The sequence below is a fragment of the Streptomyces sp. S3(2020) genome (assembly GCF_013044505.1).
In the GTDB taxonomy this organism is placed as follows: Bacteria; Actinomycetota; Actinomycetes; order Streptomycetales; family Streptomycetaceae; genus Streptomyces.
Map to the genome: position 1 here is coordinate 15,585 of NZ_JABERD010000039.1, position 26,091 is coordinate 41,675.

Here is a 26,091-nt window from a genome sequence, read left to right on the forward strand (position 1 = left end):
CCCTACTCGATCCCGTTCCGCCGAGCGAGCCCGAGAAAGGTGTCCCAAGTCCCGAGTGCCACGCGGAGGGTGGGGCCGGTGTTCTTGGAGTCACGGACATGAACGGCGGAGGGCTGGGTGGCGACCTCGACGCAGTCGCCGCCCTGGCTGCCGCTGTAGCTGGACTTGAACCACTGCAGTGCGGTGCTCATCGGTCTCCTAGCAGTCCGTGCAAGAGGCGCACGCTCTCGTCCGGCCAGAGTGCCTGTGACCGCAGCATTCCATACTGGAGGTGATAGTCGCTGACGTCGTCGGGATCCTCGACGAGGAAGCTGGCGCGCTGGACTTCCAGGTAGATCAGGCGCTCGTGTTCAGGGGTCTCCAACAGCACCATGGGACCGTCGAGACAGGCGTGCGGAGCCAGATCCATCGGCACGATCTGAAAGCTCATGTGGACGGGTTCGGTGTACTCCAGGATCTGCCGGAACTGTTCCCGTATCACCTCCGGACCCCCACCTGCCGTCGCAGGATGCTCTCCTCAAGGACGAAGTGGCACACAGGGGGCCGGAATCGCTGAAGGACCAACTGCCGCTCCATGCGGGCGTTGACCCACTGCTCCGCCGTCTCACTGCCGATGGCCGGGTACCGACAGTCGAAGACGGCACGGCAGTAGTCCCGGGTCTGGAGCAGTCCGGGAACCGCGAGGCTCTGATACGACAGGATCCCGACCGCCTCCTGCTCATGGTCGACCAGCGACTGCGCGAACTGCACCACCTTCTCCCGCACCGGCATCTGCGCCACGAGCACGGCCGACGCCCCACCAGTGGCGAGCAGTTCATCGAACTGCTCCGCCCGGTCGGGCTGCAACGCCAGCCGCCCCTGTTCAATGGATCCGACCGTGTCCACGCTGATGCTCGCCTGATCGGCGAACTGCTCCTGCGTCAGGCGGGCGCGTTTCCGATAGTGCGCCACCAGCGCCCCGACCGCCCGCGCTCCCCTCGTAGTGAACTCGTAGGAATCAGCACTACGACCTCACTCACTGCCCCACCTCAGTCACCCCCTGTGATAGCCGCCCCGTGAGCCGCATCGCCTTCTACTCCCGAGACCGCAGATCGATCGCCGTAGCCCGGGATCTCACCCGCCTCACGCTCGCCGAATGGGACGTCACCCACCGAGAGGACGACATCCTTCTCTGCGTCAGCGAACTCACCACGAACGCCCTCCTGCACGGCGCCCCCCGAACCGCTGTTTCCGTCTGAGCCTCGCCCTCACCCCCGACGGCGTCTTCAGGGTCGAGGTCCACGACAGCGGCCCCGGCGAGGTACACGGACGGGGCCTGTTCCTCGTCGCCGCGTTGGCCGACAAGTGGGGAGTGGGAGAACGTGATCCGGGCAAAGTCGTCTGGTGCGAGTTCGGCGTTGCCGCGTGCCTTGACGGTCCTTTGGGGCCTCAGTTCACTCACAACTTGAGCTAAGCCAAAAGTGGACTACGAGAGCTGAGGGGGAAGCTCCATGCCTTCCGCACGAAGAACCGCCCTGCTCGCCACCGCCGTACTGCTGACGTCGTTGCTGCCCGCAGCCGTCGCCCAAGCCGCCACCGCCGACGATCCCGCCCCGGTCCCCGTGGACCGCTTCGAGGGCGAGGTGCCCTTCGCGAACCCACCCGCGGGGGGCATCTTCAAGTGGGGCAGTGACAACGACGATCCGCCCACGCTCGCGCTCGAAGACCGCGCCGACGCCCCCGAGGGCGACCGCGTCCTCTCCGGTACCTACGACATCAGCGGCTACGGCGGCTTCACCCACGACTTCGCCTTCGCCGAGCCCGCCCACGACTGGTCCGCCCACAAGGGTGTCCGCTTCTGGTGGGAGGGAGAGAACAACGGCAAGAAGGTCGCCTTCGAGCTGAAGGACGGTGGCGCGAACGGTGAGGCCTCCGAGCTGTGGACGACGTCCTTCACCGACGACTTCAGCGGCTGGAAGCAGATCGAGATCCCCTTCACCGACTTCGTCTACCGCACCGATTACCAGCCCGTCGGCGGCATCGACCACATCCTCGGCCTCACCGAGACCTGGGGGTACGCCGTCACCCTCCCCGTCGGTGTCCAGGGCCGATTCGCCATGGACGGCGTCGAGTTGTACGGCAAGGCCGACCAGTCGCTGCGCGCCTCCGTCCTCACCGACGCGGCCGTCCACCCGGTGAAGGAGGGCGGCACGGCGTCCGTCGAGGTCACCGTCGCCACCACCGGCTCCGCCCCGATCGACGAACCGGTCACCGTCACCTACGAGACCACCGGCGGCACCGCCTCCAGCACCGACTACACAGCCCTCAAGGGGGAGTTTACCTTCCCCGCGGGCACGGCGTCCGGCACCACCCGCACCCTCCAGGTCGCCACGCTCAAGGACAAGTCCGCCGAGAACGCCGAGACGATCCCCCTCAAGCTCACCGTCACCGGAGCCAAGGCACCCGCCGAGACCCCGCAGATCGTCATCGACGCGCACGGACTGCCGTACCTCGACGCCAAGTTGCCCGTGAAGAAGCGCGTCGCCGATCTCCTCTCCCGCATGTCCCTCGCGGAGAAGGCCGGCCAGATGACCCAGGCCGAACGCGGGGCCGTCGGTACCGGAGCGGACATCGCCGCGTACGACCTCGGCTCGCTTCTCTCCGGCGGCGGATCGACCCCCACGCCCAACACCGCCGAAGCCTGGGCGAAGATGATCGACTCCTTCCAACTCCGCGCGCAGGCGACCCGGTTCCAGATTCCGCTCATCTACGGCGTCGACGCCGTCCACGGCCACAACAACCTGGTCGGCGCCACGGTCATGCCCCACAACATCGGCATCGGGGCCACCCGTAACCCCCGACTCGCCCAGCAGACCGGCGCGGTGACCGCAGCCGAGGTCCGCGCCACCGGCGTCCCCTGGGACTTCGCCCCCTGCCTCTGCGTCACCCGCGACGAACGCTGGGGCCGCTCCTACGAGTCCTTCGGCGAGGACCCGGCCCTCGTCGACTCCCTGGAGACGGTCATCCAGGGCCTCCAAGGAGCCCGTAACGGCAAGGACTTGAAGGACGACGACAAGGTCCTCGCCACGGCCAAGCACTTCGTCGGCGACGGCGGCACCGAGTACGGCTCCTCCACCACCGGCAGCTACACCATCGACCAGGGCATCACCAAGGTCACCCGGCAGCAGCTGGAGGCCGTCCACCTGGCACCGTACGAGACCGCCGTCGACCGCGGGGTCGGCACCGTCATGCCCTCGTACTCCTCGCTCGACGTCCTCGGCGACGGCCAGGGCCCGGTCAAGATGCACGCCCGCGCCGACATGATCAACGGCGTGCTCAAGGGCCGTATGGACTTCGACGGCTTCGTGATCAGCGACTGGGACGGCATCGACCAGATCCCCGGCGACCGCGCCTCCGACGTCCGTACCTCGGTCAACGCCGGCGTCGACATGGTCATGGTCCCCTACGCCTTCAGGGAGTTCCGTACGACGCTCATGGCGGAGGCGCAGGCCGGACGCGTCAGCGAGCAGCGCGTCGACGACGCGGTCTCCCGCATCCTCACGCAGAAGTTCCGGCTCGGACTCTTCGAGAAGCCGTACGCCGACACCAGCGGCGCCGCGAGGATCGGTTCCGCCGAGCACCGGGCCGTCGCCCGCCGGGCGGCCGCCGAGTCGCAGGTGCTGCTGAAGAACGCCGACGGCGTGCTGCCGCTGAAGACGTCCCAGAAGGTGTACGTCGCCGGGTCCGACGCCGATGACATCGGCAACCAGAGCGGCGGCTGGACCGTCACCTGGCAGGGTTCGTCCGGCGACATCGTCCCCGGTACGACGATCCTGGAGGCCATGCGGAAGAACTCCGCGCGCCTGACGTACTCCAAGGACGCGACCGAGCCGTTGAGCGGCTACGACGTCGGCGTGGTCGTCGTCGGCGAGACCCCCTACGCCGAGGGCGTCGGAGACGTCGGCAACGGTCATGACCTCCAGCTGAGCGCGGCCGACCAGGCGGCCGTCGACAAGGTCTGCGCGGCCATGAAGTGCGCGGTGCTGATCGTCTCCGGGCGCCCCCAGCTCATCGGCGACCGGCTGGGCGAGATCGACGCGCTGGTGGCGTCCTGGCTGCCGGGCACCGAGGGCGACGGCGTCGCGGACGTCCTCTACGGCAAGCGGGCCTTCACGGGGCAGCTTCCCGTCACCTGGCCGAAGTCCGAGGCCCAGCTGCCGATCAACGTCGGCGACACAACGTACGACCCGCAGTTCCCGTACGGCTGGGGCCTCACGACGCTGACCAAGGTGCCGGAGGGCGGCGAGCGGGCACTCAAGGCACTCGGTGTCGCCGCGGCGGTGGCCGAGAAGACCGGGGCGAAGGAGGCGGGCCGCGCGATCGTGACCGAGGCGCGGCTGATCGCCCAGCAGAAGAAGATCACGGCGGCGTTCGCGAAGCCCTTCGCCGACGCCGACCATCTGCTGCTCACCGGACGGTACGCGGCGGCGGTGGAGCGGCTGACGGAGGCCTATCGGACGACGACGGGCTGAGGCTGTTCTGGGAGGCTTCGGGTAGCTTCGAAGTATGAAGTCCGTGTTGCGGACCCGAAGCCTTCCAGGGCTGCTGGCGGCCCTGGCGCTCGCGGCCCTGACCCTCCTGTGGGCGGTCCCCGCGCCCGCCTCCGCCGCCACAAGCGTCTCCAGGATCGCCGAGGCGCTCCGCGAGAGTCCGGTGTACGTCGACCCGGCGGCCTCCGCACAGCTGTCCTCCGGGGACGCCACCGCGCTCGCCGAACAGATCAAGGACGCCGACAAGGCCCTGTTCGTGGCGGTCCTGCCCGCGGACCAGCCGACCGGGAACCTCCTGCGCGACCTGCGCACCGCGACCGGTGTGACGGGCCTGTACGCGGTGCGGGTCGGCGACCGTTTCGACGCGGGCGCGGACTCCTCGGTCCTGCCCCGGTCCGCCGTACGCAACCTCGTCGCGAGCGTCGAGGGCGAGAGCGACGCCAAGACCCAGCTCGACGACTTCACGGACCGGGCCCTGGCCAACATGGGCGGCTCGGCACCCGCGAGCTGGGGTTCGTCCTCGGACGGCGGCGGCGTCCCGGTGGGCGCGCTGGTGACGGTCGGCGCCCTGCTGGCGGCCGGCGGCGTGGGCACGTACGCGGTGGTCCGCCGCAACCGCCGCCGGCACGCGGAGGAGCAGCGGGCCGCCCTGGAGAAGCTGCGGGTGGTGGTGGACGAGGACATCACCGCCTTCGGTGAGGAACTGGACCGCCTCGACTTCCACCCCGCCGAACCGGGCGCGGACGACGCGATGCGCGAGGACTACGAGCACGCGCTCGACGCCTACGAGCAGGCGAAGTCGTTCATGGCGGCCGCGCGGCACCCGGAGGAGGTCCGCGCGGTGGCCCAGGCCTTGGAGGACGGCCGCTTCTCGCTGGCACGCCTGGCCGCCCGCAGGGAGGGCCGGCCCCTCCCGGACCGCCGCCCACCCTGCTTCTTCGACCCTCGCCACGGCCCGTCCACCACGGACGCGCCCTGGACCCCGCCCAGCGGCACCCCGCGCGAGGTCCCGGTCTGCGCGGCCGACGCGACCCGCCTCGCCGACGGCCGTGACCCGGTGATGCGCGAGGTCGACACCGACCAGGGCCGCCGCCCCTACTGGGACGCGGGCCCCGCCTACGGCCCCTGGGCCGGCGGCTACTTCGGCACCGGCCTCCTCCCCGCCCTCCTCATCGGCACCACGCTCGGCACCATCATGTCCACCCCGGCATACGCCACGGACCAAGGCTCCGGCTACGAGGGCGGCGACATCTCGGGCGCGGACTTCAACTCGGGCGACTTCGGCGGAGGCGGAGACTTCGGCGGAGGCGGAGACTTCGGCGGGGGCGGAGACTTCGGCGGGGGAGGCTTCTGACCCCGCGCCTTTTTCAGCCCGTCTGGGGGCGCAGCCCCCAGGGACTCCCGCCCACGAACACGGACCCGGCGCAACACACGCCGGGCCCGCGGAAGTTCGTAGAGGAAGACCCGCGCCTCAGAGAGAGGCCGCAGCCGACGCGATCGCCGACGCGAACGTGGACACCTCGCTGTACACACCGGGCGCGTTGGCCCGCGCACACCCGATACCCCAGCTCACGATCCCGACCTGGATCCACGCGTTGCTCGCGTCCCGCCGGAACATCGGTCCACCGGAGTCACCCTGACAGGTGTCGACCCCGCCCGCGGCGTACCCGGCACAGATCTCCTCGCTCGCGATGAGCCCGCTGTACCCGCTGTACGACCGACACGTCGCGTCACTCACGAACGGCACGGTGGCCTTGAGCATGTACCGCTGCTGGGAGCCACCCTCACTGGCCGCACCCCACCCGGCGACGGTGAACGTCCCGGTGTTGTACTGCGTGGTCGTGGCGATCTTCAGCGTCGGCAGATTGATCGGAGAGGCAAGCTTGATGAGCGCCCAGTCCTTGCCGTCGCCGTTGTAACCGGGGGCCCGGTAGACATACGTCGACCTGACCTGGACCCGCCCGCTGGTGGACTGGAGGTCCACGACCCCGGCGGTGGCGGTGATGGAGGTGTTCGCACCGGTCCCGCTCACACAGTGCGCGGCGGTCAGCACGATCTGCTGCGTGTACAGCGCGCCGCCACAGCCCATGGAGAGCCGGACCATGAACGGGAACTCGCCCTGCGCGGCACGGGTTCCGCCGACGACGGGCGCGGGAGCGGCCTGCGCGGCCGAGACGGGCTGAAGACTGACGATCGCGAGGGCGGCGGCGCCGAATGCCGCGCATCTCTTGAGGGCCGTGAGGAGTCTCTTCAACGTTCTGCCTTCCGTGGGGGGTGGAAGTACTCAGTCGCAGAAATGTCGTGCGCATGCCAATAGAGACAGCAAAGAGACACCCATCCACTGGCATGGGCAGGTCAAATCTGTTGCTGGATTATGAGAACGCTGTGAGACCTCACACAAGGGGGGTGATTCGGCCAGCCCGACCGCCCACCGATGACCACCCATGGCCACGAATAAGGACAGAAACTGGCCTGATCGCCGCCTGCGGTCGCCCCATGCCGGAAACCTTCGCCTCCGCCGCCGACGTGAATAGGGGTCATGCTCGGTGTGCTGCGGGCCCTCACCCCGGACGCCGAGCGCCCGCCCTCAGGGACACGAGGGCGGGCATGCTCACGAAGAACGCGTCACGCGTTCTTGATCGCCGAGATGTCGAAGTGCAGCTTGATCTTGTCGGAGACCAGCACGCCACCCGTCTCCAGCGCCGCGTTCCAGGTCAGGCCCCACTCGGAGCGCAGGATCGTCGCCTTGCCCTCGAAGCCGACGCGCTCGTTGCCGAACGGGTCCTTCGCGGCGCCGTTGAACTCGAGGTCGATGGTGAGCGGCCTGGTGGTGCCGAGGATGGTGAGGTCACCGGTGATCCGGTAGTCCTCGTCGCCGAGGGCCTCCGCCTTGGTGGAGCGGAAGGTCATCGTCGGGAACTCCTCGATCTTGAAGAAGTCCGCGCTTTTGAGGTGCCCGTCACGGTCGGCGGAGCCGGTGTCGATGCTGTCCATCTTGACGTCGATGGAGGCCGTCGACGCGGCCGGGTCGCCGCCGTCCAGGTGCAGCGAGCCGCTGAAGTCGACGAACTTCCCCTTCACGTTGGTCACCATGGCGTGGCGGACGGTGAAGCCGATCGCCGAGTGGGAGGTGTCGATCGTGTAGTCGCCGGTCAGGGCGGTCAGGTCGGTGTTCGCCATGGTGTGCTCCTCGGGAGTGGGAAAGTTGAACGTTGAATTACCTAACAGGGACGACCGTAGACCTATTCCGTACGAGTTTCAACATCATCCGTAAGGTGTTGGCGTGATTACGCTGAGGTGGTAGATGCCCAGGACATGACCCCACGCCTCACAGGCCCCCTCAGGTTCACCCGCCGGGCCGCCTTACTCACGGCGGCGCTCCTCGCCACGGCCGGCCCCGGCGCCCGCGCCGCCGTCCCCGACGCCTACGCCGCCCTCCGCCTCCGCTGGCTCGACATCGCCCTCGGCACCGGCTACGACCCGACCGCCGAGCCGTACGCCGCCCGCCTCGCCGAGACCGGCTCACTCGCCCGCGGCTTCCGCGCGACCATGACCCCCACCGCGACCTCCCTGTGGCCCGGCCACCCCTACGACCCGCCGTCCGGCATCACCCAGAGCTACGGCCGCCTGTGGACCATGACCCAGGCCTACGTCCAGCAGGGCACCGGCTCCACCGGCGACGAGTCCCTCCTCGCGGCCGTCCTCCGGGGCCTCGACCACCTCTCCGCCACGGTCTACAACCCCGCCACCCTCCGCTACGGCAACTGGTGGGAATGGCAGATCGGCAGCCCCCGGACACTCATGGACCTCACGGCCGCCCTGTACGACCACCTCTCCGACGCCCAGCGGGAAGCCGCCTGCGCCGCCGTCGACCACTTCCTCCCCGACGAGACGCTGGGCGACTACTCCGGTACGTCCACCGGCGCCAACCGCGTCGACCTGTGCCGTTCCGTCGCCCTGCGCGGCATCCTCGGCCGGGCGCCCGCCAGGATCGCCCTCGCCCGCGACGCGCTCTCACCGGTCTTCCCGTACGTCACCCGGGGCGACGGCCTCTACGCCGACGGCTCGTTCGTCCAGCACACCCGGGTCGCCTACTCGGGCACCTACGGCCAGGTCCTCCTCGACGGCCTCGGCCGGCTCTTCGCCCTGCTGGCCGGCTCCGAGTGGGCCGTGACCGACCCGAACCGGCAGATCGTCCTGGACGCCGTCGAGCACGCCTACGCGCCCCTGATCCACGACGGTCTGATGATGGACAGCGTCAACGGCCGTGCCATCAGCCGGGGTTACCTCAAAAGCGACGACCGGCACGTACTGCGCGGCGACCACTTCCACGGCCAGGGCGTCATCGCCGCGATGGCCCTCCTCGCGGACGGGGCGAGCGAGACGGAGCGGGAGCGCTGGTACGGCCGTATCAAGGGATGGATCGAACGGGACACCGTCGCACCGATCCTGACGGCCCGTCAGTTCGGGGTGGCCGACCTCGCCCGGCTGCACGCGGTCGCCGGGTCACCCGTTCCCGCCGCCCCCGACCCCGTCGGCCACCGCCTCTTCGCCGCCATGGACCGGGCCGTCCACCGCCGTCCCGGCTTCGTCGCGAACATCGCCATGGCGAGCGACCGCATCGCGTACTACGAGTGCGGCAACGGCGAGAACCCGCGCGGCTGGCACACGGGCGCCGGAATGCTCTCCTGGTGGACCGAGGGGCAGGGCGGCCAGTACACCAACTGGTACTGGCCCACCGTCGACTGGTACCGCCTCCCGGGCACGACCGTCTCCACCCGCCGCCTTCCCGACCGGGCCGGCGGCGAGTGGGGTGAGCCCCGACCCGACGCGCGCTGGGTCGGCGGTGTCACCGACGGCGAGTACGCGGCGATCGGACAGCATCTGAAGGGCCTCGGCTCCACGCTGGAGGCCCGTAAGTCGTGGTTCTGTGCCGCCGACGCGGTGATCTGCCTGGGCGCCGGCATCAGCTGCGCCGACGGCGTCCCGGTCGAGACCGTCGTCGACAACCGCAACCTGGGGGAGGGCGGCAACCCGGCCTTCGTGCAGGGGCACGGCTGGGCCCATCTGGAGGGCCACGGCGGCTGGGTGGTGCCGTACGGCGACCTGCGCACCCTCCGCGAGGACCGCACCGGCGCCTGGTCGGACATCAACACCACCAGCACGACGGAGCGGGCCACCCGCCGCTGGCAGACCCTCTGGCTGGACCACGGCACGGACCCGGCGGACGCGTCCTACGTCTATGTCCTGATGCCGGGTGCGTCCCGCCACGGCGTCGCGGCCCGCGCGGCCGACCCCCACTGGCTGAAGGTCCTCGCCAACGACGCCACCCGCCAGGCCGTCCATGTCCCCTCCCTCGGCCTGACGGCCGCCACCTTCTGGCAGGCCGGTACGGCGGGCCCGCTCACCGCCTCCGCGGGCGCGAGCGTCCTGCTACGCCGCCGGGGCCGCACGGCTACCCTCTGCGTGAGCGAGCCGCCGCGGACGGGGGAGCCGGTGGAGATCTCCTGGGACCACCCGGTCCAGGGCGTGATCCGGGCCGACGACTCGGTCGAGATCCTGGCCGCGGGCCGTCGTCTGCGGCTGAGAATCACTCCGGGGGAGGCATGCGCCGCACAGGAATGTGAGGTGGCTCTCAGCTGACGGCTTTGTGTGATCTCTACAAGCGGGAAGCCCCCTGAGCAGTCGGAACGGCTGCATGCCTCCGAGGTTCTGTTCAGGGGTACCAGGAAAACGGGCCGGAGACTGTTCGGAGTCGACGGCCCGCTTTCCTCGCCGTGCTTCGTAAGGTCACTACATGACCGTTTTGGATGACGCGCCGGGTGAGCCGACGGACGCACGCGGGCGAGTGGCCGAGCTGCACGAGATCCGTGCGCAGGCGATGGCCGGACCGAGCGAGAAGGCGACCGAGGCGCAGCACGCCAAGGGCAAGCTGACCGCCCGGGAGCGCATCGAGCTGCTCCTCGACGCGGGCTCCTTCCAGGAGGTCGAGCAGTTGCGCCGGCACCGGGCGACCGGGTTCGGCCTGGAGGCCAAGAAGCCGTTCACCGACGGTGTCATCACCGGCTGGGGCACGGTCGAGGGCCGCACGGTCTTCGTGTACGCGCACGACTTCCGGATCTTCGGCGGTGCGCTGGGCGAGGCCCATGCCACGAAGATCCACAAGATCATGGACATGGCCATCGCGGCCGGAGCGCCCCTGGTGTCGCTGAACGACGGCGCCGGCGCCCGTATCCAGGAGGGCGTCTCGGCGCTCGCCGGGTACGGCGGCATCTTCCAGCGCAACACCAAGGCGTCCGGGGTGATCCCGCAGATCTCGGTGATGCTGGGCCCGTGCGCGGGCGGTGCGGCCTACAGTCCGGCGCTGACGGACTTCGTGTTCATGGTCCGTGAGACCTCGCAGATGTTCATCACCGGCCCGGACGTCGTCAAGGCCGTGACGGGCGAGGAGATCACGCAGAACGGGCTGGGCGGCGCCGATGTGCACGCCGAGACCTCGGGCGTGTGCCACTTCGCGTACGACGACGAGGAGACCTGCATCGCCGAGGTGCGCTACCTCCTGTCGATGCTGCCGCAGAACAACCGTGAGAACCCGCCCCGCGTGGAGTCCACGGACGCCGCGGACCGCCGCGGTGACGTCCTGCTCGACCTGGTCCCCGCGGACGGCAACCGGCCCTACGACATGGCCAAGGTCATCGAGGAGATCGTCGACGACGGCGACTACCTGGAGGTCCACGAGCGCTGGGCGCGGAACATCATCTGCGCGCTCGCCCGCCTCGACGGCCAGGTCGTCGGCATCGTGGCCAACCAACCGCAGTCCCTCGCCGGTGTCCTGGACATCGAGGCGAGTGAAAAAGCTGCGCGTTTCGTCCAGATGTGTGACGCTTTTAACATCCCGATCGTCACCTTCCTGGACGTCCCCGGGTTCCTCCCGGGCGTCGACCAGGAGCACGGCGGAATCATCCGGCACGGCGCGAAGCTCCTCTACGCCTACTGCAACGCGACCGTGCCGAGGATCTCGCTGATCCTGCGCAAGGCCTACGGCGGCGCGTACATCGTCATGGACAGCCAGTCCATCGGCGCCGACCTGACCTACGCGTGGCCGACGAACGAGATCGCCGTGATGGGCGCCGAGGGTGCCGCCAACGTCATCTTCCGTCGGCAGATCGCCGACGCCGAGGACCCCGAGGTCATGCGGGCCCGCATGGTCAAGGAGTACAAGTCCGAGCTCATGCACCCGTACTACGCGGCCGAGCGCGGCCTGGTGGACGACGTGATCGACCCGGCGGAGACCCGCGAGGTCCTCATCCGCTCCCTGGCCATGCTCCAGTCCAAGCACGCCGACCTGCCGTCCCGTAAGCACGGCAACCCCCCGCAGTAACCCAGCGGACCCTCCGCGACACCCCTGCGGAAACCTCTCTCACGGAGACTGACACCCATGAACACTCCCGACATCCGCGTCGAGAAGGGCCACGCCGGGCCCGAGGAAGTCGCCGCGATCACCGCGATCCTCCTGGCCCGCGCCGCCGCCCAGCCCACCGAGCCCGACCAGGCCCGCCCCAGGGCCGGCTGGCGCCGCCTGGAGCGCGAGGGCGGCTTCCGCGCCCCGCACAGCTGGCACTGAGAGTTGCAGTACGACGTTGAAGGGCCCCTCGCTTGATGGCGAGGGGCCCTTCAACGTCCCCAGGGGCGCGAGGCTGTATCGATGTGCGGCTCCGCCGCGTGGGCGCGACAAGCCAAAGGGCTGCCCGCAGACGGCAAACAACCGTCAGAGGCAGCCCAGTAGCCGCATGAAGCCCACTTACCGCAGGCGCGCCATCAGCGCGTGCTCCACCAGAGTGATCAGCGCCGACTTCGCGTCCGCCCGGTGCCGCGCGTCCGTGGTGATGATCGGGGTGTCCGGGCCGATCTGGAGGGCCTCGCGCACCTCGTCCGGGTTGTACGGCTGGTTGCCGTCGAAGCCGTTGAGGGCGATGACGAAGGGGAGACCCGAGTTCTCGAAGTAGTCGACGGCGGGGAAGCAGTCGGCGAGACGGCGGGTGTCCACGAGGACGATCGCGCCGATGGCGCCGCGCACGAGGTCGTCCCACATGAACCAGAAGCGGTCCTGGCCCGGCGTACCGAAGAGGTACAGGATCAGGTCCTGGTCCAGGGTGATACGGCCGAAGTCCATGGCCACCGTGGTGGTGGTCTTGTCACCGGTGTGGGTGAGGTCGTCGATGCCCGCGGAAGCGGACGTCATGACGGCCTCGGTGCGCAGCGGGTTGATCTCCGAAACGGCCCCGACGAACGTGGTCTTGCCCACGCCGAAGCCACCCGCCACCACGATCTTCGCTGAAGTGGTGGAGCGGGAAGGACCGCCGCTAGAGCTTGCGAAGTCCACTGAGCACCCTTTCGAGCAGTGTCACGTCTGGCTGGCCGCCGGCGTTCTCGTCGCCGCCGGGCTGATGAATGGCGACCAGGCCCGCCTCCGCCAAGTCGGCGACGAGGATCCTGGCCACGCCGAGAGGAATCGTGAGCAGAGCCGAGACTTCGGCTACCGACTTGATCTCCCGGCAGAGGTTGCAGATCCGCTGATGCTCGGGCAACTGGCCCTGCATCTGGTGCGGCTGCGCGGTGGTGTGCACCAGTGCCTCGATGGCGAGCTGGTAGCGCGGGCGCGTCCGGCCGCCGGTCATGGCGTACGGGCGCACCAAGGGGTTGTTCGACGCCCCTGCGGGCGCCGGCTCAGGGGCGCGGCGCTGCGGCTGCACAGGCTGGATGCGCGGTGCCGACGGCTGGTCGTACGGCGAGGGCCCGGGGCCCTGGGGCGCGTACGGTTGCCGATGGCTCGGTGCGGAGGGGAAGTTGTAACGGTTCGGGTTCTGGGAACCGTCGTTCTGACCCTGGCCAGGGCCGTACGACCAATTACCGGACGATGAACCGCCTGGGGGTGTTGCCACTTTCTCTCCTCCTCCGACTGTGCCGGGCACCGCATCACTGTGGAGCCGCGTCCCGAAACCTTATGGCCTCGGGACGCCAAAACGCACCGTCTGTCTGTTAGTTGAGAAGGCTCCCTTGGAGCTCCGCTCGAAGATCGGGCGTCAGGACCGTACCGGCACGGTCCACCAGAAGCGCCATCTCGTACCCGATGAGACCGATGTCGGCCTCGGGGTGTGCGAGAACCGCGAGCGAGGAACCGTCGGAGACGGACATGATGAAGAGGAATCCCCGCTCCATCTCCACAACCGTCTGGTTCACGCTGCCGCCCTCGAAAATGCGCGAGGCACCAGCGGTCAGCGAGGTCAGCCCGGAGGCGACGGCCGCAAGCTGGTCGGCGCGGTCACGTGGAAAACCCTCGGACATCGCCAGAAGGAGTCCGTCGGCGGAGACCACCACCGTGTGAGACACCCCGGGGGTGTTGTCCACGAAATTGGTGATCAACCAGTTCAGGTTCTGTGCCGCCTGGCTCATCGGGCTCACACTAACGCTCCTGGTTGTAGGTGCTGTCAGGACCGAAGCCCTGACCGTTCGTTTCACTGCTTGCGCTACGGCCCCGCTCGACACCGCGACGCAGGTTGCTCAACCTGCCCCGCACGTCCTCGGGAGCGCGGGAGACCTGTGGGCCGCCCTGGGGGGTGGTCTCGGCGGCACCCTCGACCAGATTGGCCTTGGGCACCCGCCTCGGCAGACCGGAGGAGGTGACCCCGCCCGCCTTGGGCTTCTTGAGTGCCGAAGCCTGCTGCCAGCGCTCGTCGTTGGCCGAGCGCCAGTCACCGTTGCCGTTGCTCTCCGGTGCGGAGGCCGGCGGTTCCTGGGCCACGTGCCGCGAACCGAACATGTCGGTCGTGGTGCCCGTGCCGTTCGTTCCGTTCGCACGGGCCGCGCCGTTCGCTCCGCCCCCGCCGGATCCACGGCGGGGAAGCCCCGCCTCGGTCAGGTCGTGAGCGGCCGACGGGGCCGGACCCGGACGGTCGAAGCCTACGTGCTCGCGCTCACCGACGTCAGCGGCCTGCACGGATTCCGCTTCGGGAGCGTACTGGCCCTGGTACCCGTTCTGGTACCCGTCCTGCTGCGGCCAGTCGTCCTGGTAGCGCCGCTCCTCGAAGGCCGGGATGGACTCCGGTACGGACGAGGGGGCGGCCTGGGCCGACTCCGCGTACGCGGGCTCGGGGTAGCCGCCGTTCGGCGAGAAGGCGTCGTTCTGCGGCACACCGCCGTTGGGCGCGTAGTACTGCTCGTCGTACGACGCCTGCTGCGGCTCCTCGTACGTGGCGTGCTGCGGCTCGGCGTACGCCGACTGCTGCTGCTCCTCGTACCCGGCGGGCTGCTGGAAGCCGCCGCGGCCGTTGTCGTAGGCGGCCTGCTGCGCGTCGAAGTCCTCGACGTACGACGGGGCCGCGGGGCCCTCCAGGGACGGCTGGCCGTGCTGGGCCTCCAGCGCCGCGCGGCGCTCCTCACGCATGAGGGAGCGGCCTACGGGGTCCAGCTCGCGTATGTCGTCCGGGACCTCGGTGTAGCGGCTGTCGTCGAAGCCGAGCTCGGCGGCCGTACGCATCGGCAGACCGCTGTTGAAGTCCTCGCCCTGGTAGCCCTGCTCCGGGATGATCTGCGAGACGGTGAACTCGTCGTGGGACGGCGCCTGCTGCTCGCCGCCACCGCCGTGCGTGATCGCGTCCGGCAGCATGACCAGCGAGGTCGTACCGGCCTGCTCGCCCGAGGGACGCAGCTGGACGCGGATGCCGTGCCGGTCGGACAGCCGGCCGACCACGAACAGGCCCATGCGCTGCGAGATCGCGGCGTCCACGGTCGGCGGGTTGGCCAGCTTGTGGTTGATGTCCGCGAAGTCCTCGGCGGTGAGGCCGATGCCCTTGTCGTGGATCTCGATCATCACGCGGCCGTCGGGGAGACGGGTCGCGGTGACGCGGACCTTGGTCTGCGGGGAGGAGAACGTGGTGGCGTTCTCCAGCAGCTCGGCCAGCAGATGCACGAGGTCGGTCACGGCACGGCCGTGGATCTCGGCCTCCGGGACGCCGGAGAGCTCGATGCGCTCGTACTGCTCCACCTCCGAGGAGGCGGCGCGCAGCACGTCGACCATCGGGACCGGCTGGTCCCAGCGGCGGCCGGGCTCCTCGCCGGCGAGGACCAGGAGGTTCTCGCCGTTGCGGCGCATACGGGTCGCGAGGTGGTCCAGGCGGAAGAGGTTCTCCAGCTGGTCCGGGTCGGCCTCGTTGTTCTCCAGGTCGGTGATGAGGGTCAGCTGGCCCTCGATCAGGGACTGGTTGCGGCGCGAGAGGTTGGTGAAGATCGCGTTGATGTTGCCCCGCAGGAGAGCCTGCTCGGCGGCGAGCCGGACGGCCTCGCGGTGGACCTGGTCGAAGGCGCGGGCGACTTCGCCGATCTCGTCGGTCGAGGTGATCGGGATCGGCGTGACCCGGGTGTCGACCCGGCCGGGGTCGGTACGGGAGAGCTGGTCGACCAGCATCGGCAGGCGCTGCTCGGCGATACCGAAGGCGGCGTTGCGCAGCTGGCGCATCGAGCGGGACATCTGGCGGGCCACCATGCCGGCCAGGATGAACGCGGCGAGCAGGGCGACCACGACGGCGGCACCGGTGATGAAGGCGTCCCGCTGGGCGTCGTCGGCGATGCTGGCGGCCTCGTCCACGGCCTTGTCGGCCATGTCGGACTCGATCGTCCGGTAGACCTTGTACTTGAGGGTGTTGACCGCCCACCAGTTCTCGGCGGTGACGCCCTTCGCGGCGATCAGGTCACGCTCGGACTTGTCGGTGGAGGGCAGCGCGCCGATGGCCTTGACCATGTCGACCGGGTCGGCGGGCGGCGCCACGTAGTTCGCGTTGGCCTGCTTGGCCTGCTTGGCCATCGCGGCGCCGTCGGCCGTTGCCTGCTTCTGCAGGGTGTCCAGCTTCTGGGCGTCGGCCTCGGTGCCACCACCGATGTACTCCTCGATGGCGATGCCCTCGAGGTAGGCGTACGAGGTGAGCGCGGTGCGCTGGGCGGCGAAGCTCTTGGCGTCGGTGCCCGGCTTGATCAGCAGGTGCATGCCGATGGAGCGCTCGAGCGACAGCGAGGCCTTGGTCAGCGCGATGGCGTAGACGGTACGGCCGTAGCTGGTGATGTTTCCGGTGCCGAGACCGAGCTCGTTGGAGAACTCCATCAGGGGGTGCGCGACCTGGACGTAGCCCTCTTCGGTCTTCACGCCCGAGAGCTTCGAGGTGTACGCGGCGGCGCGCAGCTGCTGGAGCTTCGGCTCCTCCTCGCGGAAGATCTGGAGGCGCCGCTGGAGGCCCGTCGTCTGCGGCATGTTCTGCGCGGCCTCGTCGAAGGCGTCGGCGGCGGTGTCCGTGGCCTTGCGGGCGGCGACGACCGTCTTGTCCTCCTCGCCCAGGCCCTGGAGCAGCGGGGCGGCGGTGGAGTCGCGCTCGTTGTAGAGGGCGTCGCCGTAGGTCAGGGCGGCCCGGACCAGACGCGCGGTCTTCTCCGCGTCCTCGGCCTGCTGCCAGGTGTCGATCGAGCTCTTCACCTGGAAGCCGCCCATGACGAGGCCGACCAGCACGGGTATGAGCAGGATCGCGTTCAGCCGCGTCGGCACGCGCCAGTTGCGCGGGGAGAGACGGCCGCCGCTCGGAGCGGGTGCGGCCGTCGGTTCAGAACCGGGCACAGGGGCGGGCGCCGCTCCGCGCGGCGGCGGGGTGAAGTTGCCCCGGGCCGACGGCTCGGGACCGTTCTTGCTTCGCCTCACTCGACCAACAACCTTCCGGCGGGGTCGGCACCAACGTTGTGCCGCAGTCTCTCAGAGCCCAGTACGCCATCGACTAGTGAGTACGTCTTTGACTATTGGGCAGTTCAGGCATTCCAGCATGGCGGCCTACGGTCCTCCAAACATGGGAGGGCGGGGATTCGGAGTGATGTAAGCCCTAGATAAAACGGTCATAAAGAGCGAGCCCCGTCAAATGACGGGGCTTTCGTGAGCGCAGCGAGACCGGTTGACAACGACGCGTGGCCGTACCACCCGATTCCTCTGCCGAAACGTTATGAACACCAGGGCCGACCGTGTCAAAGGACACAGCCGGCTCCGGGGCGTCTACGACAACTTCCGTACGGCACGGATGATTTGAGTGCTACCGCAGCCGTGCCATAAGGGCGTGCTCGACCAGCGTGATCAGCGCACTCTTCGCATCCGAGCGATGCCGGGCGTCCGTCGTGATGATCGGGGTGTCCGGACCGATCTGGAGGGCCTCGCGGACCTCCTCGGGTGCGTAGGGCTGGTGTCCCTCGAAGCCGTTGAGCGCGACGACGAAGGGAAGGCCGCTGTTCTCGAAGTAGTCGACCGCGGGGAAGCAGTCGGCGAGACGGCGGGTGTCCACCAGCACGATCGCGCCGATGGCACCGCGCACCAGGTCGTCCCACATGAACCAGAAGCGGTCCTGGCCCGGCGTACCGAAGAGGTACAGGATCAGGTCCTGGTCCAGGGTGATACGGCCGAAGTCCATGGCCACCGTGGTGGTCGTCTTGCCCCCGGTGTGCGTGAGGTCGTCGATGCCCGCGGAAGCGGACGTCATGACGGCCTCGGTGCGCAGCGGGTTGATCTCGGAGACGGCGCCCACGAACGTGGTCTTGCCGACGCCGAAGCCGCCGGCCACCACGATCTTTGCGGAGGTGGTCGCCCGACCTCCGTCAGAGCTTGCGAAGTCCACTGAGCACCCTTTCGAGCAGTGTCACGTCCGGAGCGCCGGTGCTCTCGTCGCCGCCCGGCTGGTGGATGGCGACGAGACCCGCCTCGGCGAGGTCCGCGACGAGGATGCGGGCCACACCGAGCGGCATGGCCAGAAGCGCCGACACCTCGGCCACCGACTTCACCTCACGGCAAAGGTGGCAGATGCGCTGGTGCTCGGGGAGCAGGCCCATCAGTGCCGCAGGGTCGGCCGTCGTGCTGATCAGGGCCTCTATGGCGAGCTGGTAGCGCGGCCGGGTCCGGCCGCCGGTCATCGCGTACGGACGTACCAGCGGCTGGTCGCCCTCATCCTCGTACGGCTCCGCGTACGGATCATGAGAGGCGGTGGGCGGGGTCATGAATCCTCCGGGCGGGACAGCAAGTCGGTCAGTCAAGCCGTCTGACATGGCCGGTGGGGGGATTGTGGCGGCCGGACGGTGATTTGGTGAGACAGGTGGATCCGGGGCCGGTCAGTGAAGCAGACTGCCCTGTAGTTCGGCGCGGAGATCCGGCGTGAGAACCGCACCCGCGCGGTCGACGAGCAGGGCCATCTCGTAGCCCACCAGACCGATGTCGCACTCGGGGTGCGCGAGCACGGCCAGGGACGAGCCGTCCGAGACGGACATCAGGAACAGGAAACCCCGTTCCATCTCGACGACCGTCTGTGCCACGTTGCCGCCCTCGAAGATCCGGGAGGCCCCGGCCGTCAGTGAGGTGAGACCCGACGCGACGGCCGCCAGCTGGTCGGCACGGTCGCGCGGGAAACCCTCGGACATCGCCAGCAGAAGGCCGTCGGCGGACACGACGACGGTGTGGGACACCCCGGGGGTGTTGTCCACGAAGTTGGTGATCAACCAGTTGAGGTTCTGTGCCGCCTGGCTCATCGGGCTCAACTAACGCTCCTGCTGGTGAGTGGGGCTCGGGAAGCTGCCCGTCTGGCCTGTGCCGGCCTGACGACCTTGCGCGATACCCCGACGGAGATTGGTCAGACGGCCACGTACGTCATCAGGCGCACGCGAGACCGCCGGACCGGATTGGTGCTGTTGCTGCTGAGCCGTGCCCGGGACGAGGTTCGCCCGGGGCACCCGGCGCGGCAGGCCGGAGGTGGTGACACCGCCCGCGGCCGGCTGCCGGACCCGCTCGGCCTGCCGGACGAGGTCGTCGTTCGGCGAGCTGCGCCAGGAGGCGTTGGCCGCGGTCCGCTGAGGAGCGGACGCGGGGGCTGCGGGAGCCGCGGGAGTCTGCGGCTGCTGCGGGGCCTGGGCATTGCCGCCCTGGTCCTGCTGACCCTGCTGACCGTGGAACCAGTTGGTCTCCAGGGTGTCGTACAGCGGCGTCCGTCCGTCGCCTGCACCCGTCGCCGGCGGCAGTGCCTCGGGCTCCTGACGGGCGGGACGCGGCGGACGCGGCGGGATCGGGGGACGCGGGACGGCGAAGTCGGCCGGACCACGTCCGCCGTTCGCCTGCGGCCGCTCGAACTGGCCGGTGGAGCCGTCCTGGCCCGGCATCGGGAACTGGCCCGTGGAGCCGTTGTCGTACCCCTGCGGAGCCGTGAACTGGCCCGTCGCCGAGGGGCTGTTCTGCCCCGGGGTGCCGTAGACGTCAGGGCGGACGAACGAACCCGTGCCGTTCTGCGTCGCGTCGTAGTCGGCGCGGGCGAACTGGCCGGTGTTCTGCGGGGCGTCGAAGGCGGCGCCGGGACCCTGCGAGGTGCCGGGGCGGGCGAACTGGCCCGTGTTCTGCGGGGCGTCGAAGTCCGGGCGGGCGAACTCGGAGGTGGCGCCGGGACCCTGGCGGCCGTCGGACCGGGGGATCGCGGGCATCTCCGTGGTCGCGCCCGGGCCCTGCCGGTCGTCGATCCGCGGCATGCGGGACGTCTGCGAGGGGTCCTGCTCGTCATGGCCGCGCGGGGTGTCGAGCGAGGCGTGCGAGATCTGCGGCTGCGCGTTCTCGTCGCTCCAGCTGGGCGTCCGGGGCTGCTGGGCGTTGCCGCCGGGCAGCTCGGCCCGCGGACCGCCACGGCCCGGGAGCTGACGTCCACGGCGACGGCCCTGCTGCTCGTTGCCCGAGTTGCCCGCGGGAGCGGACTGCTGCGGCGGAACGGGACCGCGGCTGCCACCGAAGGCATCCTGCGGCGCGGAGGTACCCGCGGCCTGCAGGCCCTGCGGAGCACCCGGCGCCTGACCGCCGAACGCGGCGCCCGCACCGGCCGGGGCGGGCCGGCCCTGCGGAGGAGCCGAGGGGGCCTGGGGTCCGCGCGCGCCGCCCGGCGCACCCGGACGACCGCCGTTGCCCGTACCCGGGAGCGCGGCCCGCGGCCCCTGACCGGGGTTGAGCCGGCCACCGGGCTGGGCGCCGGCCCCGAGGGCACCGCCACCGAGGGGCGCGCCCGCACCGAGCGGGCCGCCCTGCTGACCGGGGCCACGACGGGCCGCGGCCATACCGGCGGCCGCCTGTGCGGCGGACGGGGCGCCGGCACCCTGGCCGGGCTTGGGCTGCGGCTTCTTGCCGCCCTGGGCGACGTCGACGGGCAGCATGACCAGCGCGGTCGTACCACCGGAGTCGGACGGGCGCAGCTGGATGCGGATGCCGTGGCGCTGCGACAGCCGGCCGACCACGAACAGACCCATGCGTCGGGAGACCGAGACGTCCACGGTGGGCGGCGAGGCGAGCCGCTCGTTGATCGCCGCGAGGTCCTCGGGGGAGAGGCCGATACCCGTGTCGTGGATCTCGATCAGGACGCGGCCGTCGGGCAGCGCGTGACCGGTGACCTTGACCTTGGTCTGCGGCGAGGAGAAGGAGGTCGCGTTCTCGAGCAGCTCGGCGAGGAGGTGCACGAGGTCGTTGACGACGCGGCCGGCGACTTCGGTGGTCGGCACCGAGGCCAGCTCGATGCGCTCGTACTGCTCCACCTCGGAGGCGGCGGCGCGGAGCACGTCGACCAGCGGGACCGGGCGGGTCCAGCGGCGGCCGGGCTCTTCACCCGCGAGGACCAGGAGGTTCTCACCGTTACGACGCATGCGGGTCGCGAGGTGGTCGAGCTTGAAGAGCGACGACAGCTGATCGGGATCGGCCTCACGCGACTCCAGCTCGGAAATGAGCGAGAGCTGACGCTGGATGAGGCCCTGGGAGCGGCGCGAGAGGTTGGTGAACATCGCGTTGACGTTGCCCCGCAGAAGGGCCTGCTCGGCGGCGAGGCGGACCGCCTCGCGGTGCACGTCGTCGAAGGCCGCGGCCACTCGGCCGATCTCGTCCCGGGAGTGCACACCGACCGACTCCACGGACGTGTCGACGTCCTGCGGGTCGGACTCGGACAGCGCCTTGACCAGCTCGGGCAGACGGTCCTGGGCGACCTTGGTGGCGGTCTCCTCCAGGCGGCGCAGCGAGCGGATCATGGACCGGGCCACGACGAAGGCGCCGACGAGCGAGATGCCGAGCACGAGCAGGATCAGCGCACCGGAGATGATGGCTTCCTGCTCCGACTCGTTGCGCAGCTCGCGGGCCTTCTGCTCCATCTCGTCGAGGAGCGTCTTCTCGATCTTGCCCATCTGGTCGATCTTGGCCGAGCTGTCGTCCACCCAGTCCTTGTACGACCGCTTGTCCAGGTTCTCCAGACCGTCCGGGGCGAACGCACGGCTGGCGTAGGTGTCGGCCGCCTGGATGGTCGAGTTGTTGTCGCTGATGGGCTCCAGGAGCTCCACGGCACCGGTCTTGCCGTAGATGGACTGGAAACTCTTGATGTCGGCGCTTTCGTTGGTGAGCGCCGACTGGGCGTAGAGACGGTCGTTCTCGGAGAGGTCGCCGAACGTCGTCTTGTTCTGGGGCAGGGCCGCCGCCAGGACCGCGCGCTGCACGGAGGAGTACTCCTTGGCGGCGGAGAAGGCCGCCAGGGCACGAGTGCGCTGGATCATGTCGGGGTTGCTGCTGGCCTGCGCCATGTCGCGGGACAGGTCGAGGAGTTGCGTGACGAGGCGGTGGTAGGACTCCACCGTCTGGGTGGAGTTGCCCTTCTGCTCGTACGCGGTGTTACGGATCTTCTCGATGTCGCGCAGGCTGCTGACCAGGAGCACCACGTTCTCGCGGACGCCCTGGAGGCCGCTGCCCTCGGTGTCGATCTCCTCCGAGGAGTCGACGAAGTCCTCAAGAGCGCGGTCCGTCTTGTCCCGCAGTCCCTTGATCGTGTACTGGTCCGAGCTGGAGCCGTGCGCCAGCGGACCGGCGGACAGGTCGCGCTCCCTCTGGAGAGCGTCGGCCAGCGCGGTCGCCTGCTTGGTCATGTCCGTCAGCAGCTTCATGTTCTCGAGCTGCTGGATGTCGTCCATGTTGTCGCTGATGCGCAGGGCGCCCAGCGAGGTGGCCGCGACCACGGGCAGCGCGAGCAGCGACACCAGGCGCGTGGAGATACGCCAGTTGCGCAGAGCTATTCGCGAGCCGGGGCCGGTCGGGGCCTTCGGCGCCTTCACCGTCGGGGCGGCGGGGTTCGCGGGTCCGGAAGACGGCGCGCCGGGTCGACCGGAGCGCTCGCCCCCGTCGCCGGTCGGGGCCGCCAGGCCCGGGTTCTGGGCGTGCTGGGGCGCGGAACCGCCATTCATGGGGCCAGTCCCGCCGTGCGGCTCCGGCTCCGCCGAAGCGCTGCCATCCCTCTTGAAACGTCCCTGCACTAGCGTCGCAACCTCTGGACCAGGCGCCTCTCCGGTTGAACGGAAAGGCACGGTGTCGGCGTACTAGGGGGCGTCCTGAATTACGCCCCCCGATGGTCGTCAGTGACCGGCGCTGGCTCCCCCTTACTCGCCGCCACCCGGCGCGCGTTGCGCCCCCTGTGCGCCGGCTCGTTCCTGCGGCGGTTCCGTGAGATTCCAGCACAGTGCCGGATCTCCAACAAGGGCCGTAGGCCAGGCTGTGACTTCCGTGACAGCACGTGAGGGACGCGTCACGAGACGTAGAAGGTGATCCGCTGAAAACCGGACGTACCCGAACGGATCCCTTGCGTGACAAGGGTGTCCCAGTCGCCATGATCAGGAGCGGAATGGTGGCTTCAGGGGGTCAATGTCCGTTTCGTTGGGGTGACGTGCGGGCCTGAATTGACCGCTTTGCGTCTCACCCCGTGAGCAAACTCACATGCGGATCATGGGGTCTTCACGCCTTCGGAGGGGAATCGCATGTTTAGCCTGACGCTTTACATGACGTAACACTTTGACAACCTGCGCCTGCTCGGGGCCCCTTGGGGCCGGCCTGGCGCCCGAAGACGACAAGGTCTCGTACAACCGTGAAGACGACGATGATGTTCCGCAACATAGCCAACCCGCGGCGCACGACGCTGGCGCACCTCGAGGACGCCGACGACCTGCAGACCCCGGAGCTCCCGGAGCACTCCGTCGACCTCCCGGCCCAGACCGCCAACCCGCGCCGCACGATCCTGATGGACGTCCCGGTCGCCGCCTCCGCCGAGTAGATCACGCTCGCTCGTACGACCATCGGGCGCCCGCCGTAATGCGCGAGGCGCCGGCCCCTGCCGCGTTAGCCTGGAGCGTCAGACTCCAGACGGCTCAAGTGAGGGGCGCAAGGATCCCGTGCGCATCGCCAGATTCTCCATCGACGGGAACGTCGCCTTCGGCGCGGTCGAGGGCGACAAGCCTGACGAGCTCGTCCTCGACATCATCAAGGGCATCCCGTTCGCGGACTTCGAGCTCTCCGGTACGAAGGTCCCGCTGGCCCCTTCCAATTCCAAAGCAAGGGTTCGGCTGCTGCCGCCGGTGCTCCCCAACAAGGTCGTGGCCTACGGCCGCAACTACGCCGAGCACGCGCGGGAACTGGGCAACGAGGTCCCCGACGCCCCGTTCGCCTTCTTCAAGCCGTCCACCTCGGTGATCGGCTCCGGCGACGAGATCCAGTACCCGTCCTTCTCCCAGGAACTCCACCACGAGGCCGAGCTGGCCGTGGTCATCGGCCGGATGTGCCGCGAGGTCCCGCGTGAGCGTGTCAAGGACGTCATCCTCGGCTACACCTGCGCCAACGACGTCACCGCCCGCGACGTCCAGAAGCGCGAGAAGCAGTGGGCCCGGGCCAAGGGCTTCGACACCTCCTGCCCGCTCGGCCCCTGGGTGGAGACCGACCTCGACCCGAGCGACCTCACGATCCAGCTCACGGTCAACGGCCAACAGCGACAGCTCGGCCGCACCAGCGAGATGATCCACCCGATCGAGGATCTGATCGTCAACATCTCCGAGGCCATGACGCTGCTCCCCGGCGACGTGATCCTCACGGGCACCCCGGCAGGCGTCGGACCGCTCACCGTCGGCGACGAGGTCGCCGTCACCATCGAAGGCATCGGCACTCTCACCAACAAGGTTGTCAAGCGTGGCTAGCGCACCCGTCCGCGTACGTTTCTGCCCCTCGCCCACCGGTAACCCCCATGTGGGCCTGGTCCGCACCGCCCTGTTCAACTGGGCGTTCGCCAAGCACCACCAGGGCACGCTCGTCTTCCGCATCGAGGACACCGACGCGGCCCGCGACTCCGAGGAGTCCTACGGCCAGCTGCTCGACTCGATGCGCTGGCTGGGCTTCGACTGGGACGAGGGCCCCGAGATCGGCGGCCCGCACGCGCCGTACCGCCAGTCGCAGCGCATGGACCTCTACAAGGAGGTCGCGCAGAAGCTCCTGGACGGCGGGTACGCCTACCGCTGCTACTGCTCCCAGACCGAGCTGGACGAGCGCCGCGAGGCGGCCCGCGCGGCCGGCAGGCCCTCCGGCTACGACGGCCACTGCCGCGAGCTGACCGAGGAGCAGGTCGCCGCGTACGTCGCCGAGGGCCGCGAGCCCATCGTCCGCTTCCGGATGCCCGACGAGACGATCACCTTCACGGACCTGGTCCGCGGCGAGCTGACGTTCACCCCGGAGAACGTGCCGGACTACGGCATCGTGCGCGCGAACGGCGCCCCGCTGTACACCCTCGTCAACCCGGTCGACGACGCCCTGATGGAGATCACCCACGTCCTGCGCGGCGAGGACCTGCTCTCCTCCACCCCGCGCCAGATCGCCCTGTACAAGGCGCTGACCGAGCTGGGCATCGCCAAGCGGACCCCGTCCTTCGGCCACCTGCCGTACGTGATGGGCGAGGGCAACAAGAAGCTCTCCAAGCGCGACCCGGAGTCCTCGCTCAACCTGTACCGCGAGCGCGGCTTCCTGCCCGAGGGCCTGCTCAACTACCTTTCCCTCCTCGGCTGGTCGCTCTCGGCCGACCAGGACATCTTCACGATGGACGAGATGGTCGCGGCCTTCGACATCGCCGACGTCCAGCCCAACCCGGCCCGCTTCGACCTCAAGAAGTGCGAGTCGATCAACGGCGACCACATCCGCCTGCTGGACGTGAAGGACTTCACCGAGCGCTGCGCCCCCTGGCTGAAGGCCCCGTTCGCCCCCTGGGCGCCGGAGGACTTCGACGAGTCGAAGTGGCACGCGATCGCCCCGCACGCCCAGACCCGGCTGAAGGTCCTCTCGGAGATCACGGACAACGTCGACTTCCTGTTCCTGGCGGAGCCGGTCTTCGACGAGGCGAGCTGGACGAAGGCGATGAAGGAGGGCAGCGACGCCCTCCTGACGACCGCCCGCGAGAAGCTGGAGTCGGCGGACTGGAACTCCGCGGAATCCCTCAAGGAGGCCGTCCTGACGGCGGGCGAGGCCCACGGCCTCAAGCTCGGCAAGGCCCAGGCCCCGGTCCGGGTCGCCGTCACCGGCCGCACCGTCGGTCTGCCCCTCTTCGAGTCCCTGGAAGTACTGGGCAAGGAGACGACCCTGGCCCGCATCGACGCGGCCCTGGCGAAGCTCGCGGCGTAACGCACACACGTGTGAAGG

General features: G+C 69.5%; 19 protein-coding genes and 2 pseudogenes. 9 read left to right on the top strand and 12 right to left on the bottom strand.

Features of this window, described 5'->3' with window-relative positions; all coding sequences use genetic code 11:
• Nucleotides 1–2: 2 nt before the first annotated feature.
• Entirely contained in the window at nt 3–191 is a 189-nt protein-coding gene (locus HLK59_RS15390) for a DUF397 domain-containing protein (protein WP_171141991.1), read from the bottom strand.
• A pseudogene (locus HLK59_RS15395) lies at nt 188–954 on the bottom strand (helix-turn-helix transcriptional regulator). Before HLK59_RS15395 ends, HLK59_RS15390 begins: the two are co-directional and overlap by 4 nt.
• Nucleotides 955–1,055: 101 nt before the next feature.
• Here HLK59_RS15395 and HLK59_RS15400 point away from each other — a divergent pair.
• The 3 genes and pseudogenes from HLK59_RS15400 to HLK59_RS15410 all read left to right on the top strand — a co-directional run bounded on the left by HLK59_RS15400 (nt 1,056) and on the right by HLK59_RS15410 (nt 5,883).
• A pseudogene (locus HLK59_RS15400) lies at nt 1,056–1,453 on the top strand (ATP-binding protein).
• Nucleotides 1,454–1,490: 37 nt separating this feature from the next.
• Nucleotides 1,491–4,511, top strand: coding sequence for a glycoside hydrolase family 3 N-terminal domain-containing protein (locus HLK59_RS15405; RefSeq protein ID WP_171141992.1), 3,021 nt, complete (start codon nt 1,491–1,493; stop codon nt 4,509–4,511).
• A 34-nt stretch (nt 4,512–4,545) separates the two neighbouring features.
• Nucleotides 4,546–5,883, top strand: a complete 1,338-nt coding sequence (locus HLK59_RS15410) for a hypothetical protein (RefSeq protein ID WP_171141993.1) — start codon at nt 4,546–4,548, stop codon at nt 5,881–5,883.
• A gap of 117 nt (nt 5,884–6,000) precedes the next feature.
• Here HLK59_RS15410 and HLK59_RS15415 read toward each other — a convergent pair whose 3' ends face one another.
• Nucleotides 6,001–6,783 carry a serine protease gene (locus tag HLK59_RS15415; RefSeq protein ID WP_171141994.1) on the bottom strand — a complete coding sequence of 261 codons (783 nt, stop codon included), beginning with the start codon at nt 6,781–6,783 and terminating at the stop codon, nt 6,001–6,003.
• 371 nt (nt 6,784–7,154) lie between these two features.
• Entirely contained in the window at nt 7,155–7,709 is a 555-nt protein-coding gene (locus HLK59_RS15420; RefSeq protein ID WP_171141995.1) for a YceI family protein, read from the bottom strand.
• Between the two features lie 135 nt (nt 7,710–7,844).
• Here HLK59_RS15420 and HLK59_RS15425 point away from each other — a divergent pair, with 135 nt between their 5' ends.
• The 3 genes from HLK59_RS15425 (at nt 7,845) to HLK59_RS15435 (ending at nt 12,153) form a co-directional block, all read left to right on the top strand.
• Nucleotides 7,845–10,172, top strand: coding sequence for a polysaccharide lyase 8 family protein (locus tag HLK59_RS15425; RefSeq protein ID WP_171141996.1), 2,328 nt, complete (start codon nt 7,845–7,847; stop codon nt 10,170–10,172).
• A 154-nt stretch (nt 10,173–10,326) separates the two neighbouring features.
• Complete coding sequence (locus tag HLK59_RS15430; RefSeq protein ID WP_171141997.1) at nt 10,327–11,910, top strand: acyl-CoA carboxylase subunit beta; 1,584 nt, start codon at nt 10,327–10,329, stop codon at nt 11,908–11,910.
• A 57-nt stretch (nt 11,911–11,967) separates the two neighbouring features.
• Complete coding sequence (locus tag HLK59_RS15435) at nt 11,968–12,153, top strand: acyl-CoA carboxylase subunit epsilon (protein WP_171141998.1); 186 nt, start codon at nt 11,968–11,970, stop codon at nt 12,151–12,153.
• A 177-nt stretch (nt 12,154–12,330) separates the two neighbouring features.
• Here HLK59_RS15435 and HLK59_RS15440 read toward each other — a convergent pair whose 3' ends face one another.
• From HLK59_RS15440 to HLK59_RS15475, 8 genes are all read right to left on the bottom strand, one after another.
• Nucleotides 12,331–12,912 carry an ATP/GTP-binding protein gene (locus HLK59_RS15440; protein WP_026248371.1) on the bottom strand — a complete coding sequence of 194 codons (582 nt, stop codon included), beginning with the start codon at nt 12,910–12,912 and terminating at the stop codon, nt 12,331–12,333.
• Nucleotides 12,893–13,471: a DUF742 domain-containing protein gene (locus HLK59_RS15445; RefSeq protein ID WP_046258888.1), complete on the bottom strand. Its 579-nt coding sequence runs from the start codon at nt 13,469–13,471 to the stop codon at nt 12,893–12,895. The genes HLK59_RS15440 and HLK59_RS15445 overlap by 20 nt, the downstream gene beginning before the upstream one ends.
• Before the next feature lie 97 nt (nt 13,472–13,568).
• On the bottom strand, nt 13,569–13,982 hold the full coding sequence (locus HLK59_RS15450) for a roadblock/LC7 domain-containing protein (RefSeq protein ID WP_005479603.1): 414 nt from the start codon (nt 13,980–13,982) through the stop codon (nt 13,569–13,571).
• A 10-nt stretch (nt 13,983–13,992) separates the two neighbouring features.
• Nucleotides 13,993–17,268 carry a nitrate- and nitrite sensing domain-containing protein gene (locus HLK59_RS15455; RefSeq protein ID WP_171141999.1) on the bottom strand — a complete coding sequence of 1,092 codons (3,276 nt, stop codon included), beginning with the start codon at nt 17,266–17,268 and terminating at the stop codon, nt 13,993–13,995.
• Nucleotides 17,269–17,647: 379 nt separating this feature from the next.
• Nucleotides 17,648–18,223 carry an ATP/GTP-binding protein gene (locus HLK59_RS15460; RefSeq protein WP_046258886.1) on the bottom strand — a complete coding sequence of 192 codons (576 nt, stop codon included), beginning with the start codon at nt 18,221–18,223 and terminating at the stop codon, nt 17,648–17,650.
• Nucleotides 18,204–18,599, bottom strand: coding sequence for a DUF742 domain-containing protein (locus HLK59_RS15465; protein ID WP_030611532.1), 396 nt, complete (start codon nt 18,597–18,599; stop codon nt 18,204–18,206). The genes HLK59_RS15460 and HLK59_RS15465 overlap by 20 nt, the downstream gene beginning before the upstream one ends.
• Nucleotides 18,600–18,710: 111 nt before the next feature.
• Nucleotides 18,711–19,124: a roadblock/LC7 domain-containing protein gene (locus HLK59_RS15470; protein ID WP_003973453.1), complete on the bottom strand. Its 414-nt coding sequence runs from the start codon at nt 19,122–19,124 to the stop codon at nt 18,711–18,713.
• Nucleotides 19,125–19,133: 9 nt separating this feature from the next.
• Nucleotides 19,134–22,901 (bottom strand): nitrate- and nitrite sensing domain-containing protein, encoded by a 3,768-nt coding sequence (locus HLK59_RS15475; protein WP_171142000.1) that lies wholly within the window; start codon nt 22,899–22,901, stop codon nt 19,134–19,136.
• A 605-nt stretch (nt 22,902–23,506) separates the two neighbouring features.
• Here HLK59_RS15475 and HLK59_RS15480 point away from each other — a divergent pair.
• From HLK59_RS15480 to gltX, 3 genes are all read left to right on the top strand, one after another.
• On the top strand, nt 23,507–23,692 hold the full coding sequence (locus HLK59_RS15480) for a hypothetical protein (protein WP_171142001.1): 186 nt from the start codon (nt 23,507–23,509) through the stop codon (nt 23,690–23,692).
• A 118-nt stretch (nt 23,693–23,810) separates the two neighbouring features.
• Complete coding sequence (locus tag HLK59_RS15485; RefSeq protein WP_171142002.1) at nt 23,811–24,605, top strand: fumarylacetoacetate hydrolase family protein; 795 nt, start codon at nt 23,811–23,813, stop codon at nt 24,603–24,605.
• Entirely contained in the window at nt 24,589–26,073 is a 1,485-nt protein-coding gene (gene gltX / locus HLK59_RS15490) for a glutamate--tRNA ligase (RefSeq protein ID WP_171142003.1), read from the top strand. Before HLK59_RS15485 ends, gltX begins: the two co-directional genes overlap by 17 nt.
• Nucleotides 26,074–26,091 lie beyond the last annotated feature (18 nt).